The 16,453-nt window shown below is 73.6% G+C and carries 13 protein-coding genes; 3 read left to right on the top strand and 10 right to left on the bottom strand.

What is annotated here, in order from left to right; translation table 11 throughout:
- Positions 1-16: 16 nt before the first annotated feature.
- From ACICHK_RS28895 to rimP, 8 genes are all read right to left on the bottom strand, one after another.
- Positions 17-4,012 carry a serine protease gene (locus tag ACICHK_RS28895; RefSeq protein WP_406839145.1) on the bottom strand — a complete coding sequence of 1,332 codons (3,996 nt, stop codon included), beginning with the start codon at positions 4,010-4,012 and terminating at the stop codon, positions 17-19.
- A 265-nt stretch (positions 4,013-4,277) separates the two neighbouring features.
- On the bottom strand, positions 4,278-5,183 hold the full coding sequence (truB, locus tag ACICHK_RS28890; RefSeq protein WP_406839144.1) for a tRNA pseudouridine(55) synthase TruB: 906 nt from the start codon (positions 5,181-5,183) through the stop codon (positions 4,278-4,280).
- The gene (gene rbfA / locus ACICHK_RS28885) at positions 5,180-5,629 is read right to left on the bottom strand and encodes a 30S ribosome-binding factor RbfA (protein WP_103552218.1); all 450 of its coding nucleotides are present in this window, start codon (positions 5,627-5,629) and stop codon (positions 5,180-5,182) included. The genes truB and rbfA overlap by 4 nt, the downstream gene beginning before the upstream one ends.
- A 43-nt stretch (positions 5,630-5,672) precedes the next feature.
- A complete protein-coding gene (locus ACICHK_RS28880) occupies positions 5,673-5,966 on the bottom strand; it encodes a DUF503 domain-containing protein (protein WP_151474854.1) in 294 nt (97 codons plus the stop codon).
- Positions 5,967-6,246: 280 nt separating this feature from the next.
- The gene (gene infB / locus ACICHK_RS28875; RefSeq protein ID WP_406839143.1) at positions 6,247-9,381 is read right to left on the bottom strand and encodes a translation initiation factor IF-2; all 3,135 of its coding nucleotides are present in this window, start codon (positions 9,379-9,381) and stop codon (positions 6,247-6,249) included.
- Between the two features lie 148 nt (positions 9,382-9,529).
- A complete protein-coding gene (locus ACICHK_RS28870; protein ID WP_406839142.1) occupies positions 9,530-9,808 on the bottom strand; it encodes a YlxR family protein in 279 nt (92 codons plus the stop codon).
- Positions 9,809-9,909: 101 nt separating this feature from the next.
- The gene (gene nusA / locus ACICHK_RS28865) at positions 9,910-10,908 is read right to left on the bottom strand and encodes a transcription termination factor NusA (RefSeq protein WP_406839141.1); all 999 of its coding nucleotides are present in this window, start codon (positions 10,906-10,908) and stop codon (positions 9,910-9,912) included.
- Positions 10,909-10,910: 2 nt separating this feature from the next.
- Complete coding sequence (gene rimP / locus ACICHK_RS28860; protein ID WP_406839140.1) at positions 10,911-11,408, bottom strand: ribosome maturation factor RimP; 498 nt, start codon at positions 11,406-11,408, stop codon at positions 10,911-10,913.
- A 262-nt stretch (positions 11,409-11,670) separates the two neighbouring features.
- On the opposite strand from rimP, the gene ACICHK_RS28855 reads away from it, so the two are divergent.
- The 3 genes from ACICHK_RS28855 to ACICHK_RS28845 are packed head-to-tail and all read left to right on the top strand — an operon-like array spanning position 11,671 to position 13,769.
- Entirely contained in the window at positions 11,671-12,309 is a 639-nt protein-coding gene (locus tag ACICHK_RS28855) for a hypothetical protein (protein WP_406839139.1), read from the top strand.
- On the top strand, positions 12,306-12,779 hold the full coding sequence (locus ACICHK_RS28850; protein WP_406839138.1) for a ferritin-like domain-containing protein: 474 nt from the start codon (positions 12,306-12,308) through the stop codon (positions 12,777-12,779). The genes ACICHK_RS28855 and ACICHK_RS28850 overlap by 4 nt, the downstream gene beginning before the upstream one ends.
- A 39-nt stretch (positions 12,780-12,818) precedes the next feature.
- Complete coding sequence (locus ACICHK_RS28845) at positions 12,819-13,769, top strand: aminoglycoside phosphotransferase family protein (RefSeq protein WP_406841342.1); 951 nt, start codon at positions 12,819-12,821, stop codon at positions 13,767-13,769.
- 322 nt (positions 13,770-14,091) lie between these two features.
- On the opposite strand, the gene ACICHK_RS28840 is transcribed toward ACICHK_RS28845, so the two are convergent.
- On the bottom strand, positions 14,092-15,783 hold the full coding sequence (locus tag ACICHK_RS28840; RefSeq protein WP_406839137.1) for a proline--tRNA ligase: 1,692 nt from the start codon (positions 15,781-15,783) through the stop codon (positions 14,092-14,094).
- A gap of 71 nt (positions 15,784-15,854) precedes the next feature.
- A complete protein-coding gene (locus ACICHK_RS28835) occupies positions 15,855-16,424 on the bottom strand; it encodes a GNAT family N-acetyltransferase (RefSeq protein ID WP_406839136.1) in 570 nt (189 codons plus the stop codon).
- Positions 16,425-16,453: the final 29 nt, after the last annotated feature.

Raw genomic sequence — 16,453 nt, 5'->3', positions numbered from 1 at the left:
GGTGCGCGGGCGTGGTTCAGACGGGAGCCCTCGCCCCGGCCAGGTCCTCGATCATGTGACGGGTGCCGGGGCCGACCAGGAGGGACCACTCCCCGGGGGTGCCGGTCACCCAGCGGGCCACCAGGGTGGCGAAGCCCGGAACGCGCCGGGCCAGGTCGGCCAGGCCCCGGTCGAAGGCGAGGGCCCCGGCCGGTGTGCGGGCGAGGAGGAGTCCGACGCGCCGCACCAGCTCGCGGGTGAGTGCCTCGCCCCTGTGGTCGAGGCCGTCGGCGGCGGCCCTCAGCACGGTGCCGAGAACGGCCGGGTCCCGCTCGTGCGCCAGCAGCAGATCGAGCAGCTCGCGCCGCAGCGGGGCCGACGCCTTGTCCCCCGGTGTGGCGAGGATCTGGGCGAGTGCCGTCCGCACCGGCGTACCACCGCTCTCCAGCAGACCGCTGACCAGGGGGAACAACATTCCCCGGGAGGCTTTTCCGTGGTCGATGCGGCGGTCCACGTCCGCGGCCATGTACGCGGCGACCCCGGGCCACAGCTCCACGGTCTCCCGCACCAGCGCGGCGACGTGGCGGGCCAGGGCGGGCGTGGTGGCGTCGGCGAGGGCGCGCAGCAGTTCGGCCGTGTCGGGGCCGAGCCGCCGCAGTCGGTCGCGGAAGGCGGCCAGCACGGGCTCCGGGTCGGTGGTGAGCGCGGCGGCCAGCGCGCTCGGGGGCAGCCGGGAGTCGTCGGCCGCGAAGTGTTCCAGGGCCCGCGGCAGGCAGCGGGCACGCGTGAGCGGATCCCGTACGAGGATGCCGAGCGCTCCGCCGTGCAGTGCCTGGTCGGTGGGGCGGGCGAGCAGGGCGAGGGCGGCGTGACGCAGCAGCTCGCGGTCGGCCGGGGTGGCCGCGAACGGTGCCGCCCGCAGCCCGTGGGCGACCGCCGCCGCCCGCCGTGCCGGCCGTTCGTCCCGCGCCCACCGGTCGACCGCCCGGCACATGGCCGACGGCTCCTCCTCGGCCAGCACGGCCAGCAGTTCGTCGCCCCGGTGATGTGCTCCGGCCAGCAGCGCCTCGGTCAGGTCGTCCGGGGCGCGCCGCCGGTGCGCGTACAGCAGTGCCTGCGCGGCCGTCGCCACGGTCGCGTCCGGTGTCGCGGCGAGGGGCCGTTCGTCGTCGAACCAGCGGGTGAGCTGGCGGTGCACGGCGATGGGGTCGGCGGCGAGGAGGCGGGAGACGGTGTCGAGATGGCGTGGGACGGCGGGGGCCTCACCGTGGTGCGGGGGCTCGGTCGCCGGGGCCCGGCGGGGGTCGGCGACCACCAGACGCCTGAGCAGGTCGAAGCGTTCCGTGTCCGGGACGGGCAGCGCCGCCCAGAAGGCCGGACCGAACTCCGCCGGTACGGCCCTGCCCTGCTGCCGCCACTCCACGATCCGCTCGGTGAGCAGCCGCAGCGCGCCGATGTACGGGGTCGCGTCGGGCACGCGGAGCAGGACGCCGGCGCAGAGTCGGGTGGCCCACCAGAGGGGGTCGCCCGGCGGGGCGGCCGGCCCGGTGCCGTGGGCGGCGGCGAGCCGGTCGGGTGCCCCGGGCAGGAGGTCGTCGGCCGCCTCGACGAGGTCCTCCAGACGGGAGGTCAGTTCGGCGGTGGCCTGTTGGCGGGCCAGCAGGAGCAGGGTCTCGACGACGGGGCCGATCCTGTGCCGGGGGACGGGGAGGGTGTCCGCCCCGGAGGCGAGGGTCCTGGGATCGTGGGTTCTGGAGTCGTGAATTCCGGAGCCGTGGGTCCCGGCGTCGGGCGGGGTGGACCGGCCGCGGTCGGCGTGCCGACGGCCGGGGTCCGTGCTCCCCGCGCGTCCGGGGCCGGTGCCGGGTGTGCCGCGCCCGCGGTGGACCAGGCTGTCCAGCGCCGGGTCCAGGTCGAGGTGGGCGCCCTGGATCCAGTCGGCGAGCTCCTCGTGGGCGAAGCGGTAGCCGTCGCCCGCGGGGACGAGGAGTCCTTCGGTGAGGACGGCGGACGCCCAGCCGGTGATGCCCGCGAGGCGTCCCCGGGCGGGGCCCCAGGGGAAGACCTCCTCGAAGGCGACCCGGTCCAGTTGCCCCTGTCCGGGGCCCAGACAGCGCCGGGCCGCTTCGTGCACCTGACCGGAGACACGGGCGGCGAGCCGGCGCACGGCGGTGCCGCCCAGTCCGTTCGCGGCGGCGAGCCGGACCGCGACGCGCAGGCACATGAGGTCGAGGTGGGCGGCGAACACGTCGTCGCGGCCGAGCTGTTCGGCCGGCAGGTCCACGGGCGCCGCCCTCACCTCGGAGAGCAGCCACAGCACCAGGGGGTGGCGGGCGTCGGCCGGCACCAGGGCCCCGTCCGGGATCCCGGCCCGGGCCCGGGCCCGCCGCCCCTCCTTCTCGGTCAGGTCGCCGAGCACCAGGCAGTCGGGCAGGGCCCCGTCCGCGGCCGGGACCGGCCGTCCCCCGGCGTCCGGCGCCGGTTCCCGGCCCGCTTCCGCCGGCACCCGCACGATCCGAGGGACGGCCACCGGGCCGTCGAGGTCCTCCATCGGGCCGTCGAGGTCCTCCGTCGGGCGCCGCCAGGCGTCCGGTGACAGCTGTCCGGCCTCGTCCGGTGTCCACCACTCCTCCCGGTGGGCCGTCGGGCGGTGCAGCAGGGGCGCCGGGAATTCCGCCCCGGCCCGTTCCCAGTATTCCGCCCGGCAGCCGACCACGAGCCGGGTCCCGGTCTCCGTCAGCCAGGCGGCCGTCGCCCCGGTCCAGTCCGGGAGGCGGTGGGCGAGTTCGGGGGGCATCTCCTCGGGGCCGTCGAGGAGGAGCAGCAGCGGACGGCCCGCGGCGCGGGCGGGGCCGGCCAGGCGGTCCGGCGTGATGTCGCCGAGTTCGCCGCCGTATCCCTCGGGCGGCAGGACGCTCGTCTCGGCCCGGGACCGCCGCGCGGCCGCCGTCCCGGCCTCCCCGGAGCCGCGCCGGGACGCGGCCACGATCCGCCCGGCGCGCTCCAGGGCGCGCGTCGCCGCGTCCGCCACCGAGGTGTCGTCGGCGCGGAGGTCGGCGCCGCGCAGCCACAGGGTGGGAGCCGGTTCGGGGCAGTAGAGGCGGCGGGCGGCGAGGGCGGCCAGTTCCGTCGTACGGCCGCTGCCGGGCGGGCCGACGAGTCCGAGGACGGCGGCCGGGCCGCGCTCGAAGGCCGCGAACTCCCTGACCACACCGGCCCGTTCGACGATCCCGGGGTACGTGCCCGCGGCCGCGGGCGGGACCGGCGGACGGGGCCCGTCCGAGCCCACCGAGGTCGCGGTGAGTTCCAGCGCGCCCGCGAGGTTCAGATCGGCGCCGTACGCGGGCACGGTGGCCGCGTTGCGGGCCAGCAGCTCGGCGAGCGGCCCCGCGACGCCCCGCAGGGGGACGGCGAAGCCGGGCACCCGGCGGTCCGCCGGGGCCTCCCCCGGCCCGGTGCCGTCCGGGGCGGGGGCGGACAGGGCGGTGCCGATGACGGCCACCACGGCGCCGGTGCCGGCGTCGAGGACCGGTCCCCCGGCCGCTCCACCGCCGGGCCTGAGCGCGTCCGCGCCCGCCGTGCCGATCGCCAACTCCAGTGCGTCGCAGAGGAGATGGGTGTGGCCGACGGCCGTATAGGTCACGGCGGAGGAGCCCAGCACGCGTGCCTCGCGCCAGCCGCCCGCGGCGAGCGTGACGTACGTGCCGGTCGCGACGCGGTCCCGCACGGTGACGGGGAGCGGGACGAGGCCGAGGCCTTCGGTGCGTACGAGGGCCAGACCGAGGCCGGGCAGGGGTGTGACGGCGTCGGCGCCCAGCACGCAGGTGCGGTCGCCGGGGGCGTGCAGGACGAACCGGTCCAGGCCGTCGACCGCCTCGTGAGCGGTGATCACGGTGCCGTGGTGATCGGCCGCGAAACCCGTGCCGCGCGGGCGGCCCACCAGATCGCGGACGCGTACGAGGGCGTCGTCCCCCGTCCGTCCGGCGCCGTCCGCCGCCTCTTCGTTCCCGGTCCGCGGGCCTCGCCCCGCCATACTCGAACCTCCCCGCCGTGCTCCTGATCCGACGGTAGGGGCGAGTTGATCAGCGGGACAGATCGGGAGGGAAAAGCGCCCCCTTCTACTCCCCTGGTTCACTCCGAGCGCCCGCCCGATGGGGTGAATACGGCAGGTCGGATGGATACACCCTTGGGTGGGGGAACCGAGGGGGGACCGTTGAGCGGCGGGCACGAGGCCCCGTGACCGCCGCTCCACGGGCGGGTGTCCGCCCGGCCGCGCGCCCGGCGGGGGCGCGCGGTGCTCAGGCGAAGACGGCCAGGCTCTTGGCCTTGCCCTTCTGTTCCTCCACCAGCGCGAGGAACTGGCCCTCGGGGCCGAAGACCGCCACGGTGCCCTCGCCCGCGTACTCGTCGGGCATCTCGAGCCGGACGCCGTTGAGCAGCAGCCGGGCCCGCTTGGAGTCCACGTCCCAGCGCGGGAACGCGGCCGCGGCCGCCTCCGCGAGCGGCATGACCGTCAGCTCCTCCTGGAGCTGGTCGAGGGTGCGCGCGGAGTCCAGCTTGTACGGGCCGACGCGGGTGCGGCGCAGGGCCGTGAGGTGGCCGCCGACGCCCAGGTCCGCGCCGAGGTCGCGGGCGATCGCCCGGATGTAGGTCCCGGACGAGCAGACGACGGAGACGACCAGGTCGAGCACCGGGGTGCCGTCCTCGGCGACCGTGTCACGGATGTCGTAGACCGTGAACGAGGAGATGGTCACCGGACGGGCCGGGATCTCGAACTCCTCGCCCTCGCGCGCCCTCTTGTACGAGCGCACGCCGTCGATCTTGATGGCGCTGACCTTGGACGGCACCTGCATGATGGCGCCGGTCAGCTTGGCCACCCCGGCGTCGATCGCGTCGCGCTTGACGCCGGAGGCGTCCGCCGAGGAGGTGATCTCGCCCTCGGCGTCGTCGGTCAGCGTGTTCTGGCCGAGCCGGATCGTGCCGAGGTACCCCTTCTCGGTGAGCGCGAGGTGCCCGAGGAGCTTGGTGGCCTTCTCGACCCCGAGGACGAGGACGCCCGTGGCCATGGGGTCGAGGGTGCCCGCGTGGCCGACCCGGCGGGTCCTGGCGATCCCGCGCATCTTGGCGACCACGTCGTGCGAGGTGAAGCCCGACGGCTTGTCGACGATGACAAGCCCGTCGGGCGTTTTGGTCTTCTGCGTCATCGAGCCGAGTCGTCCTCGTCGTCCTCGCCCGGCTTCTTGTACGGGTCCGCGTCGCCCGCGAAGGCCGCGCCGGCCGATACCTCGCGCACCTTCGCGTCCGAGGCCCGTGCCTTGTCGAGCAGGTCCTCGATGGTCCTCGCGGTGTCCGGGAGGGCGTCCGCGACGAACGTCAGCGTCGGCGTGAATTTCACGCCCGCCGCCGCGCCGACGGCCGAGCGGAGCACGCCCTTGGCGCTCTCCAGGCCCGCGGCCGCCTCGGCACGCGTCTCGTCGTCCCCGTACACCGTGTAGAAGACGGTGGCCTCCCGGAGGTCCCCGGTGACCCGGGTGTCCGTGATGGTGACGTGAGTGCCGAGCCGCGGGTCCTTGATCCCGCGCTGCAGCTTCTGGGCCACCACCTCTCGGATGAGGTCCGCCAGCCTCTTCGCCCGCGCGTTGTCGGCCACTGGTCCGTCTCCTTCTTCGCCTTGCGTGTTGCGTCGGTCTTCGTCAGTCTTCGTCGCTGTGGAGTCTGCGTCGTACCGACAGCAGTTCCACCTCCGGTCGCGCCGCGACCAGCCGTTCGCACCGGTCCAGTACCTCGGCCAGGTGCGTGGTGTCCCCGGAGACCACCGCCAGGCCGATCTCGGCCCTGCGGTGAAGGTCCTGGTTGCCCGTCTCGGCGGCACTCACCGCGTACTTCCGCTGGAGTTCGGCGACGATCGGCCGGACGAGAGAGCGTTTCTCCTTGAGCGAGTGAACGTCGCCGAGGAGCAGATCGAAGGACAGCGTCCCCACATACATGTGTAACCGGATGTCCCGCCGGTACGGGGTAGACGGCCTGCCAATGCGCTTGGCAGGGACATCAGAACCGTACAACGAACCGTCGGCCCGCTCGACGGGGTTTCCGGGCCCCGGCCGTACGCCGGGCGGGTTGACCGGCGCCCTGGCCGGCCGTGGGGCCTGCCGGGGCCGGTCACGCGATTCCCCGCGCCCCGGGGAGGGACGCGGGGAATCGCGTGGTCTCGCAAAAGCCAGGCTGGCCGGCGGTGACTGCTCACCGCCGGCCAGCCTGGGAACCGCTTTACGAGCGCGGCTTCTCGCGCATCTCGTACGTCGCGATGACGTCGTCGACCTTGATGTCGTTGAAGTTTCCGAGGTTGATACCGCCCTCGAAGCCTTCGCGGATCTCGGTGACGTCGTCCTTGAAGCGACGCAGACCGGAGATGTTGAGGTTCTCCGCGATGACCTTGCCGTCGCGGATGAGGCGCGCCTTGGTGTTGCGCTTGACCTCGCCCGAGCGGACCAGGACACCGGCGATGTTGCCCAGCTTGGACGACTTGAAGACCTCGCGGATCTCCGCCGTGCCGAGCTCGACCTCCTCGTACTCCGGCTTGAGCATGCCCTTGAGGGCCGCCTCGATCTCCTCGATGGCCTGGTAGATCACCGAGTAGTACCGGACGTCGACGCCCTCGCGCTCCGCCATCTGCTGCGCACGGCCGGCTGCCCGGACGTTGAAGCCGATGACGATGGCGTCGGAGCCGGTCGCCAGGTTGATGTCGGACTCGGTGACCGCACCCACACCGCGGTGCAGGACGCGGATGTCGACCTCGTCGCCGACGTCGAGCTGGAGCAGCGAGGACTCGAGGGCCTCCACCGAACCGGACGCGTCGCCCTTGATGATGAGGTTGAGTTCCTGCACCAGACCGGCCTTGAGGGCCTCGTCCAGGTTCTCCAGGGAGAACCGGACACCCCGGCGGGCGAAGTTGGCGTTGCGCTCGCGCGCCGCGCGCTTCTCGGCGATCTGACGGGCCGTGCGGTCCTCGTCGACGACGAGGAAGTTGTCGCCGGCGCCCGGGACGTTGGTGAGACCGAGGACGAGGACCGGGGTCGAGGGACCCGCCTCCTCCACGTTCTCGCCCTTGTCGTCGAGCATCGCGCGGACACGGCCGTACGCGTCGCCGACCACCATGGTGTCGCCGACCCGCAGGGTGCCTCGCTGGACCAGGACGGTCGCGACGGCACCGCGGCCGCGGTCGAGGTGGGACTCGATCGCGATGCCCTGCGCGTCCTGCTCCGGGTTGGCCCGCAGGTCGAGCGAGGCGTCCGCGGTCAGGACCACGGCCTCGAGCAGCTGGTCGATGTTCAGACCCTGCTTGGCGGAGATGTCGACGAACATCGTGTCGCCGCCGTACTCCTCGGCCACCAGACCGAACTCGGTGAGCTGACCGCGCACCTTGGTCGGGTCGGCACCCTCGACGTCGATCTTGTTGACCGCGACCACGATCGGCACGTCGGCCGCCTTGGCGTGGTTCAGCGCCTCGATCGTCTGGGGCATCACACCGTCGTTGGCCGCCACCACGAGGATCGCGATGTCGGTCGACTTCGCACCACGGGCACGCATGGCGGTGAACGCCTCGTGACCCGGGGTGTCGATGAAGGTGATCTTGCGCTCTTCGTCGTTGACCGAGGTCGTGACCTGGTAGGCACCGATGTGCTGGGTGATGCCACCGGCCTCGCCCGCGACGACGTTCGTCTTGCGGATGGTGTCGAGAAGGCGGGTCTTACCGTGGTCGACGTGACCCATGACGGTCACGACCGGCGGACGCGCGACGAGGAACTCCTCGCCACCCTCGTCCTCGCCGAACTCGATGTCGAAGGACTCGAGCAGCTCGCGGTCCTCCTCCTCCGGGCTGACGATCTCGACGACGTAGTTCATCTCGCCGGCGAGCAGCTGGAGGGTCTCGTCGGAGACGGACTGCGTGGCAGTGACCATCTCGCCGAGGTTCATCATCACGGCGACGAGCGACGCCGGGTTGGCGTTGATCTTCTCCGCGAAGTCGGTGAGCGAGGCACCGCGCGACAGGCGGACGGACTGTCCGTTGCCGCGAGGCAGCATCACGCCGCCGACCGACGGGGCCTGCATGGCCTCGTACTCCTGGCGCCTCTGCCGCTTCGACTTGCGGCCACGACGCGCCGGACCGCCGGGACGGCCGAACGCGCCCTGCGTGCCACCACGGCCACCGGGACCACCCGGACGACCGCCGAAGCCGGGACGGCCGCCGCCGCCACCGGGACCACCGGGACGACCGGCGAAGCCGCCGCCACCGCCACCGGGACCACCGGGACGACCGGCGAAGCCGCCGCCACCGCCACCGGGACCGGCCGGACGACCGGCGAAGCCGGGACGACCGCCGCCGCCACCGGGACCACCGGGACGACCACCCGCACCGGGACCACGGCCACCGGGGCCGCCGCCGGGCCGCGGGCTGCCCGCGGCCGGACGCTGGGGCATCATGCCCGGGTTCGGACGGTTGCCGCCGGGGCCGCCGCCGGGACGCGGGGCCTGCGGACGGGGCATGCCGCCCGGCGTGGGACGGGGACCGCCCGGACCGCCCTGCGGACGCGGAGCGCCGCCGGGACCGCCCTGGGGACGGGGAGCACGGTCCTGGCCGCCCGGTCCCTGGGGACGCGGACCACCGGGAGCACCGGCGCCGCCACCGGGGCCGGGACGGGCACCGCCCGGACGGGGCGCCTGCGGGCGCGCCATGCCGGTGGAGCCGCCGGAGGTGAACGGGTTGTTGCCCGGACGGGGACCGGCCGGACGGGCACCCGGACGCGGGGCCTGGCCGCCCGGACGCGGGGCGCCCTGACGGTCGCCGCGCTCGGGACGGTCACCACGGCCCTGGCCGCCCTGGCCGGGAGCGGCCGGACGGGCACCGGGACGCGGGGCCTGGCCGCCGGGACGCGGAGCGCCCGGACGGGGACCCGCGGCGGGGGCCGAGGGGGTCTGCGGCGCGGCCGGCGCCGACGGGGGCGCGGTGAACTCGGGCGCCGCCGGGGCCGGAGCCGCCGGAGCGGGCCTCGGGGCCGGCTTGGGACCCGGAGTCGGGCGCGGGCCCGGGGTCGCCGGGGTCACCGGACCGCCCGCGGGCCTCTCGGCCACGGCCGGCTTCGGGGCCGCCGGGCGCGGGGCGGCCGGACGGGCAGCCTGCGCCGGGGAGGGGGCGCCCGGCTTGGCCGGGGCAGCCTTGCGGGGGGCGGGCTTGCCGCCACCGTTGCCCTGCTGGAGGGCATCTGTCAGTTTGCGTACGACGGGCGCCTCGATCGTCGAGGACGCCGAACGGACGAATTCACCGAGTTCCTGGAGCTTGGCCATGACGACCTTGCTCTCCACGCCGAACTCCTTGGCGAGTTCGTATACCCGGACCTTAGCCACTTCGCTCCTTTTAGGTCCGGGTCTGCGTCCGGACCGTCGCTACTTCATGGGCGTACTCATCGCGTGCTCATCGAGTGCTCATCGCAATCTCGACCTACTTCCAACTCGCGGAATACCAGGGCCGCACGGGGGTCCCGTACGACTCGCCTTACGGTGTCGCCTGCTCGACGGTGAGGCGCAACGCCGCTGTGTCGAGCGGTCCCGGAGCGCGCAGCGCCCGTGGGATCGCCCGGCGGCGGACCGCCAGATCGAGACAGGCCGGAACGGGATGCACGTACGCACCCCGACCAGGCAGCGTACCGCGATGATCGGGGACGCACGCGTCCTCGACCGCCACGATGCGCAGCAAGTCTCTCTTGGCCGCTCGCTCCCGGCACCCCACACAGGTGCGTTCAGGGCATGCGCGGGCTCGCGTCCGGCCAGACACTCTTAAGTCTACCTCCCCGTACCGACCTCACCCCTTTGGGGCATGAATCGAACGGTTGTTGTCGTGATGTAAGCGATGCGCGGGCCGGATCTATTCCCGGTCTATTCCCCGCGCTGCTCGGTGGGCTGCTCGGTGTCCGGACGGATGTCGATCCGCCAGCCCGTGAGGCGGGCGGCGAGGCGGGCGTTCTGGCCCTCCTTGCCGATCGCCAGCGACAGCTGGTAGTCGGGGACGGTCACGCGCGCGGAGCGGGCCGCGAGGTCGACGACCTCCACCTTGGAGACACGGGCCGGGGAGAGCGCGTTGGCCACCATGTCGGCCGGGTCGTCCGACCAGTCGACGATGTCGATCTTCTCGCCGTTCAGCTCGGCCATCACGTTGCGCACCCGGCCGCCCATGGGGCCGATGCAGGCGCCCTTGGCGTTCAGGCCGCTGCGGTTGGAGCGGACGGCGATCTTCGTGCGGTGACCGGCCTCACGGGCGATGGCGGCGATCTCGACGGAGCCGTCGGCGATCTCCGGCACCTCCAGCGCGAAGAGCTTCTTCACGAGGTTGGGGTGCGTACGGGACAGGGTCACGGACGGACCGCGGACGCCCTTGGCCACCCGTACGACGTACGAGCGCAGGCGCAGGCCGTGCTCGTACGTCTCGCCGGGGACCTGCTCCTGCACCGGCAGGATGGCCTCCAGCTTGCCGATGTCGACGAGCACGTTCTTCGGGTCGCGGCCCTGCTGGACCACACCGGTGACGATGTCGCCCTCGCGGCCCGCGTACTCGCCGAGGGTCGCGTCGTCCTCGGCGTCCCGCAGGCGCTGCAGGATGACCTGCTTGGCGGTGGTGGCGGCGATCCGGCCGAACCCCGAGGGGGTGTCGTCGAACTCGCGGGCCTCCTGCCCCTCCTCCAGGTCCTCGGGGTCCTCCTTCGCCCACACGGTCACATGGCCGGTCTCCCGGTCGAGTTTCACGCGCGCGCGACGGCGGCTTCCCTCGGTGCGGTGGTAGGCGATGAGGAGGGCCGACTCGATCGCCTCGACCAGCAGGTCGAAGGAGATCTCCTTCTCCCGCACCAGACCCCGCAGGGCACTCATGTCGATGTCCACGGCTACGCCTCCTCTTCCTTCTTGTCCTTGCGGTTGAACTCGACCTGGACCCGGGCCTTGACGACGTCTCCGAAGGCGAGCCGGCGGGCGGTGGGCTTGCGCCCCTTCACGCCCGGCACCTCGACATCGAGACCGTCGTCCTCGACCCGCAGGATCCTGGCGAGCAGTTCGCCGTCCTCCGCCAGCTGGAACCTCACCAGGCGGTCGGTGGCGCGTACGTAGTGACGGTGCTCCTTGAGCTCGCGCTCGGCACCGGGGGTTCCGACCTCGAGGGTGTACTCACCCGAACCCATCACGTCGCTCTCGTCGAGCTTCGCCGAGAGCGCGCGGCTCACATCGGCGATCGCGTCCAGGTCGGCACCTTCGTCCGAGTCGACGACGACGCGCAGTACACGCTTGCGGCCCACGGTCTCCACTTCGATCTCTTCCAGATCGAGGCCCTGGGAGCTCACGAGCGGATCCAGGAGTTCTCGAAGCCTCTCGCTCTGGGTCGTGCTCATCCGGGTGACTCCTCGGCCGCGTGTGCTGTTGTGGGTTGGTCGCGTGTCAGCTCAAAGGGTATCCGGTCGCGGAGGGTGTTGCCGTCCACCGTGCGGGTGTGCCCACGCGGACGGGTGCCGCCGGGACCCCCCGGAATCGCCCCCGGACCGCCCCGGGGACAGTTGGAGGAGAGCCGCTGGGACGCGATCGGCCCCTGCGCGGGTACCGTGATCACGGGCAGTTCGCCCATACATTCGTACGAGCCCTCCGAGGACGTCTGCCGTGTCGTTCCCCCTGCCGTCGCGCACCCCGTCGGGTCCGCGCCGAAGGACCCTGTTCGCGGCCGCCGCGGGCGCCTTCGCGCTCGCGGGCTGCTCCGCTGCCGAGCCGTCCGGCGATACGACGGGCGGCAGCCGCCCCTCGGCGGCGGACCGGGCCCGCGCGCGTGCGGCCCGCGACAGCATGGCCCTCTCCGACCGGTACACCGCGGTGATCGCCGCCCATCCGCAGCTGGCCGGGCGGCTCGCCCCGCTGCGGGCGGAGGTCCTCCGGCACGCGAAGGCGTTCGGGGGCGGCGGGGCCGGGGCGGCGGCGCCCTCGGCGGGGTCCGCGTCGCCGTCGGTCTCGGCGTCGGCGTCCCCGACCGGGTCTCCGTCCGCGTCCCTGTCCCCGTCCCCGTCCTCCTCGGCCTCGGAGTCGGCATCCGCTTCGGCTTCGGCTTCGGCTTCGGCCGGTGCCTCCCCCGGCGTGGCGGCCCGGCCCAAGGACGCGCTCGCCGACCTCGCCTCCGCCGAACTGACGCTCGCGGACGAACGGACACAGGCCCTGGTGGACCTCCCCGGTGAACTCGCCCGGCTGCTCGCCTCCGTGGCGGCGGCCGGAGCGGCCCACGCGTTCCTGCTGACGAAGGCGGCGAAGTGAGCAAGCGGAACAAGACCGAGGAAGCCGAGCTCAAGGCCCTGCAGGCCGCGCTGGGCGCCGAGCACGCGGCCGTCTACGGCTACGGCGTCGTGGGAGCCCGGATCGGCGCGGCCCGGCAGGGCGACGCCCGGTCGGCGTACGACGCCCACCGGGCCCGGCGGGACACGCTGGCGCGAGCGGTGAAGGACATGGGCGACGCCCCCCGGGCCGCGTCGGCCGCGTACATGCTGCCGTTCCCGGTGACGGACACCGCCGCGGCCATACGGTTCGCGGCCGAGTTGGAGGAACGGGTGGCCGACGTGTACTCCGACCTCGTGCGCGCCGCCACGGGCGACCGGCGGCGCATGGCGGCCGGGGCGCTGCGCGAGGCCGCGGTCCGCGCGGTGCGCTGGAGCGGCGAGAGCGTAGCCTTCCCTGGGCTCGCCGAGCGGGCGGCCACCCCGTCCCCCACGGCACCCTCGCCGACGTAACGCGACCTGGAAGGGAACACCTCGCGCATGGACTCGCGCATGGCCTTCGAGCCGCCGCAGCGCCTCCTCCGGGCGCTCGGCGAGACCCGCCCGAGCGGGCCGGAGGGCGCCGACGAGACCGGCGGGTGGCTGGAGAACCTGCCCGAACTGGCCGGACGGGCCGTCGAGTTGCGCGAGCTGACCGTGGAGCGGGTGCAGGCACCGGGCGGACGCAGCAGTCTGGTCGTCCTGGTGCGCCGGGCCGACGGCACTCCCGCCGTGCTGAAGCTGGCACCCGAACGGGCACGTCCGGAGAGCGAGCGGGCCGCGCTCGCCCACTGGGACGGCCGCGGCGCGGTCCGGCTCCTCGACGACGGCGACGACGGTTCCGGCGACGACGGTGCCCTGCTCCTCGAACGGCTGCACCCGGACGTGTCCGTGCGGTCGCTGCCCGAGGCGAAGGCCCTGCTGGAGGCGGCGGGGACGCTGCGGCGGCTGTGGGTCGAACCGCCCGCCGGCCAGGTCTTCGAGACCGTGGCGGAGAGGACGGGGCGGCAGGCCGAGGCCATGCGGGCGACGGCGGCGGGCGAGAGCGGCCTCGGTGCCGGGGCCGGGGTCGGGGCTCTGGTCGAGGCGGCCCTCGCGGCGCGCGAGGAACTGCTGGAGGGGCCTCCCGAGGCGCGGCTGCTGCACGGCACGTTCCGGCAGAGCAAGGTGCTCGCCGGGGAGCGCGTGCCCTGGCTGGCCGTGGGACCGGACCCGGTGGTCGGCGAGTGCGCCTTCGATCTGGCCCGGCTGGTCCGCGACCGGGTCGAGGACCTGATCGCGTCGCCTTCGGGACCGTCGATCACCCGGCGGCGGATCAAGCGGCTCGCCGAGTCCCTGGAGGTGGACCAGGCGCGGCTGCGCGGCTGGACCCTGTTCCGCGCCGTCGAGTCGGGTGTCCGGGCCGGCCGGGTCGGCCGCCTCCAGGACGCCGAACTGCTCCTGGAGTTCGCCGGCTGGCTCTGAGCACCGGCCGGGCCCGCAGGTGTGACGCCTTCGCGGCACCGCGCCGCCACCCTCCGCGCGTGCCGCGGCAGGACCGGCGCCGCTTCGGGACACCCGCGGCACGAGGCGGGGTCGCACCGCGCGCCTCGGACGGGCCAGGTGACACCTCGCCGCCGGGCAACCGCAGCGGAGCCGCACCGCGCGGAGGACGCCGAGCCCTGTCGCGGACGCCCGCGAGGACCGTGGCACAGGCGTCCGCGGGGGCCCCGCACTCCCGGAAACGGCTGAGCGGCGCCCCGCACCCCTCCGGAGAGGGGACGCGGAGCGCCGCTCGGGTCGTCGGCTACGCCGTCAGGCGGGCGATCGCCTCTTCGACGGTCAGTTCCTCGCGCTCGCCGGTGCGGCGGTCCTTCAGCTCCAGGACGCCCTCGGCCGAACGGCGGCCCGCGACCAGGATCTTCGGTACGCCGATGAGCTCCGCGTCCGTGAACTTCACGCCCGGGGAGACGCCGGCGCGGTCGTCGACCAGGACGCGGACGCCCGCGGCACCGAGCTTCTCGGACACGTCGAGCGCCAGCTCGGTCTGGAGGGCCTTGCCCGCGGCGACCACGTGCACGTCGGCGGGAGCGATCTCCTTGGGCCAGCACAGGCCCTGGTCGTCGGCCGACTGCTCGGCCAGCGCGGCGACGGCGCGGGAGACGCCGATGCCGTACGAGCCCATGGTCACGCGGACCGGCTTGCCCTGCTGGCCGAGGACGTCGAGGTTGAAGGTGTCGGCGTACTTGCGGCCGAGCTGGAAGATGTGACCGATCTCGATGGCGCGGTCCAGCTTGAGGCCGGTGCCGCACTTCGGGCAGGGGTCGCCCTCTTCCACCACGACGACGTCGAGGTAGTCGTCGACCTCGAAGTCACGGCCGGCCACGACGTTCTTCGCGTGCGTGTCGATCTTGTTGGCGCCGGTGATCCAGGCCGTGCCGGGGGCGACGCGCGGGTCGGCGATGTAGCGGACCTTCTCCAGACCCTGGGGGCCCACGTAGCCGCGTACGAGGTCCTCGCGGCCCTCGAAGTCCTCCGCCGTGACGAGCTCGACGACGGCGGGGGCGAGGTGCTCGCCCAGCTTGCCGAGGTCGACCTCGCGGTCGCCGGGAACGCCCACGGCCACGATCTCGCCGTCGACCTTGACCAGCAGGTTCTTCAGGGTCGCGGAGGCGGGCACGCCGAGGTGCTCGGCGAGCGTCTCGATGGTCGGGGTGTCGGGGGTGGCCAGCTCCTCGACGGCGCCGTGCTCCTCGGAGACGGGCGTGAGCTTGAAGGTCACGGCCTCCGTGTTGGCGGCGTAGTCGCAGGCGGGGCAGTCCACGAAGGTGTCCTCACCGGCGGGGGCGGGCGCGAGGAACTCCTCGGAGGCCGAACCGCCCATGGCGCCGGAGACGGCGGACACGATGCGGTAGTCGAGACCCAGACGCGCGAAGATCTTCTGGTAGGCCTCGCGGTGCAGGCGGTACGACTCGGCGAGGCCCTCGTCCGTGATGTCGAAGGAGTACGAGTCCTTCATCTGGAACTCGCGGCCGCGCAGCACACCGGCGCGCGGACGGGCCTCGTCCCGGTACTTCGTCTGGATCTGGTAGAGCATGACCGGCAGGTCCTTGTACGAGGCCACCTGGTCCTTCACGATCAGGGTGAAGATCTCCTCGTGCGTCGGACCGAGCAGGTACTCCGCGCCCTTGCGGTCCTTGAGGCGGAAGAGCAGATCGCCGTACTCCTCCCAGCGGGCCGAGGCCTCGTAGGGCTCCTTGGGCAGCAGGGCCGGGAGGAGGACCTCCTGGGCGCCGATCGCGTCCATCTCCTCGCGGACCACGCGGGAGATGTTGTCGAGGACCTTCTTGCCGAGGGGCAGCCAGGTCCAGATGCCCGCGGCGTTGCGGCGGACGTAGCCGGCGCGGACGAGCAGCTTGTGGTTGAGCGTCTCGGCGTCCGCCGGGTCGTCACGCAATGTCTTGACCATCAAACGGGACATGCGCTGGACCTGGGCCATGATTCTCGACTCCTGCTGCGTAAGGGTGATGTCTGGAGGTTAGCCGGGCAGCGGCCGTCCCCGGAAATCCATTAGGGGTGTCGCAGCGGAAGGGGGGCGCCCATCACGGCGTACGGCTTGGGGGCGCTGGGGAACAGGACCTGCCGCGCGAGGTCCTCGTAGCCGAGGGAGCGGTACAGGCCGCGGGCCGGGCTGTCGATGTCGATCGCGGAGAGGATCGAGCGCGGTTCGGCCGCCGTGTCCGTGATCGCGGTGATCAGGGTGCGGCCGACGCCCCGGTTCTGGAAGCGGGGGTGGACGTGCAGTTCGGTGATCACGAAGGAGTCGTCGAGCCAGCCGTCGTTGCCCTGGGCGCGCAGGTACGGTTCGACGACGGTGGACCACCAGTGCGCGCGGTCGTTGGGCATGCCGTAGACGAAGCCCACGAGCCGTCCGTCGGAGGTGGTGGCGCCGAGCGCGCGGGCTCCCGGATAGGTCAGGTGGCGCAGCACGATCTGGCGCCGTACGGCGATCTCGTCGGCGCCCAGCCCGAAGGCGAGCGCCTGCACGGCGAGCGCCTCGTCGACGCGCGCGGCGAGATCCAGCGGGCCGATGACCACGTCGTCGGTGTCGCGGTGGCCGTGACCGGGAAAGCGCAGCATGCCGGGAGACTACCTGGCGGACCGTGGGA

It is taken from the genome of Streptomyces sp. AHU1 (genome assembly GCF_045343905.1).
Taxonomy (GTDB): domain Bacteria; phylum Actinomycetota; class Actinomycetes; order Streptomycetales; family Streptomycetaceae; genus Streptomyces; species Streptomyces triticiradicis.
Note: the sequence above shows the minus strand (reverse complement) of the source record. Positions and strands in the feature narration are given on the sequence as shown.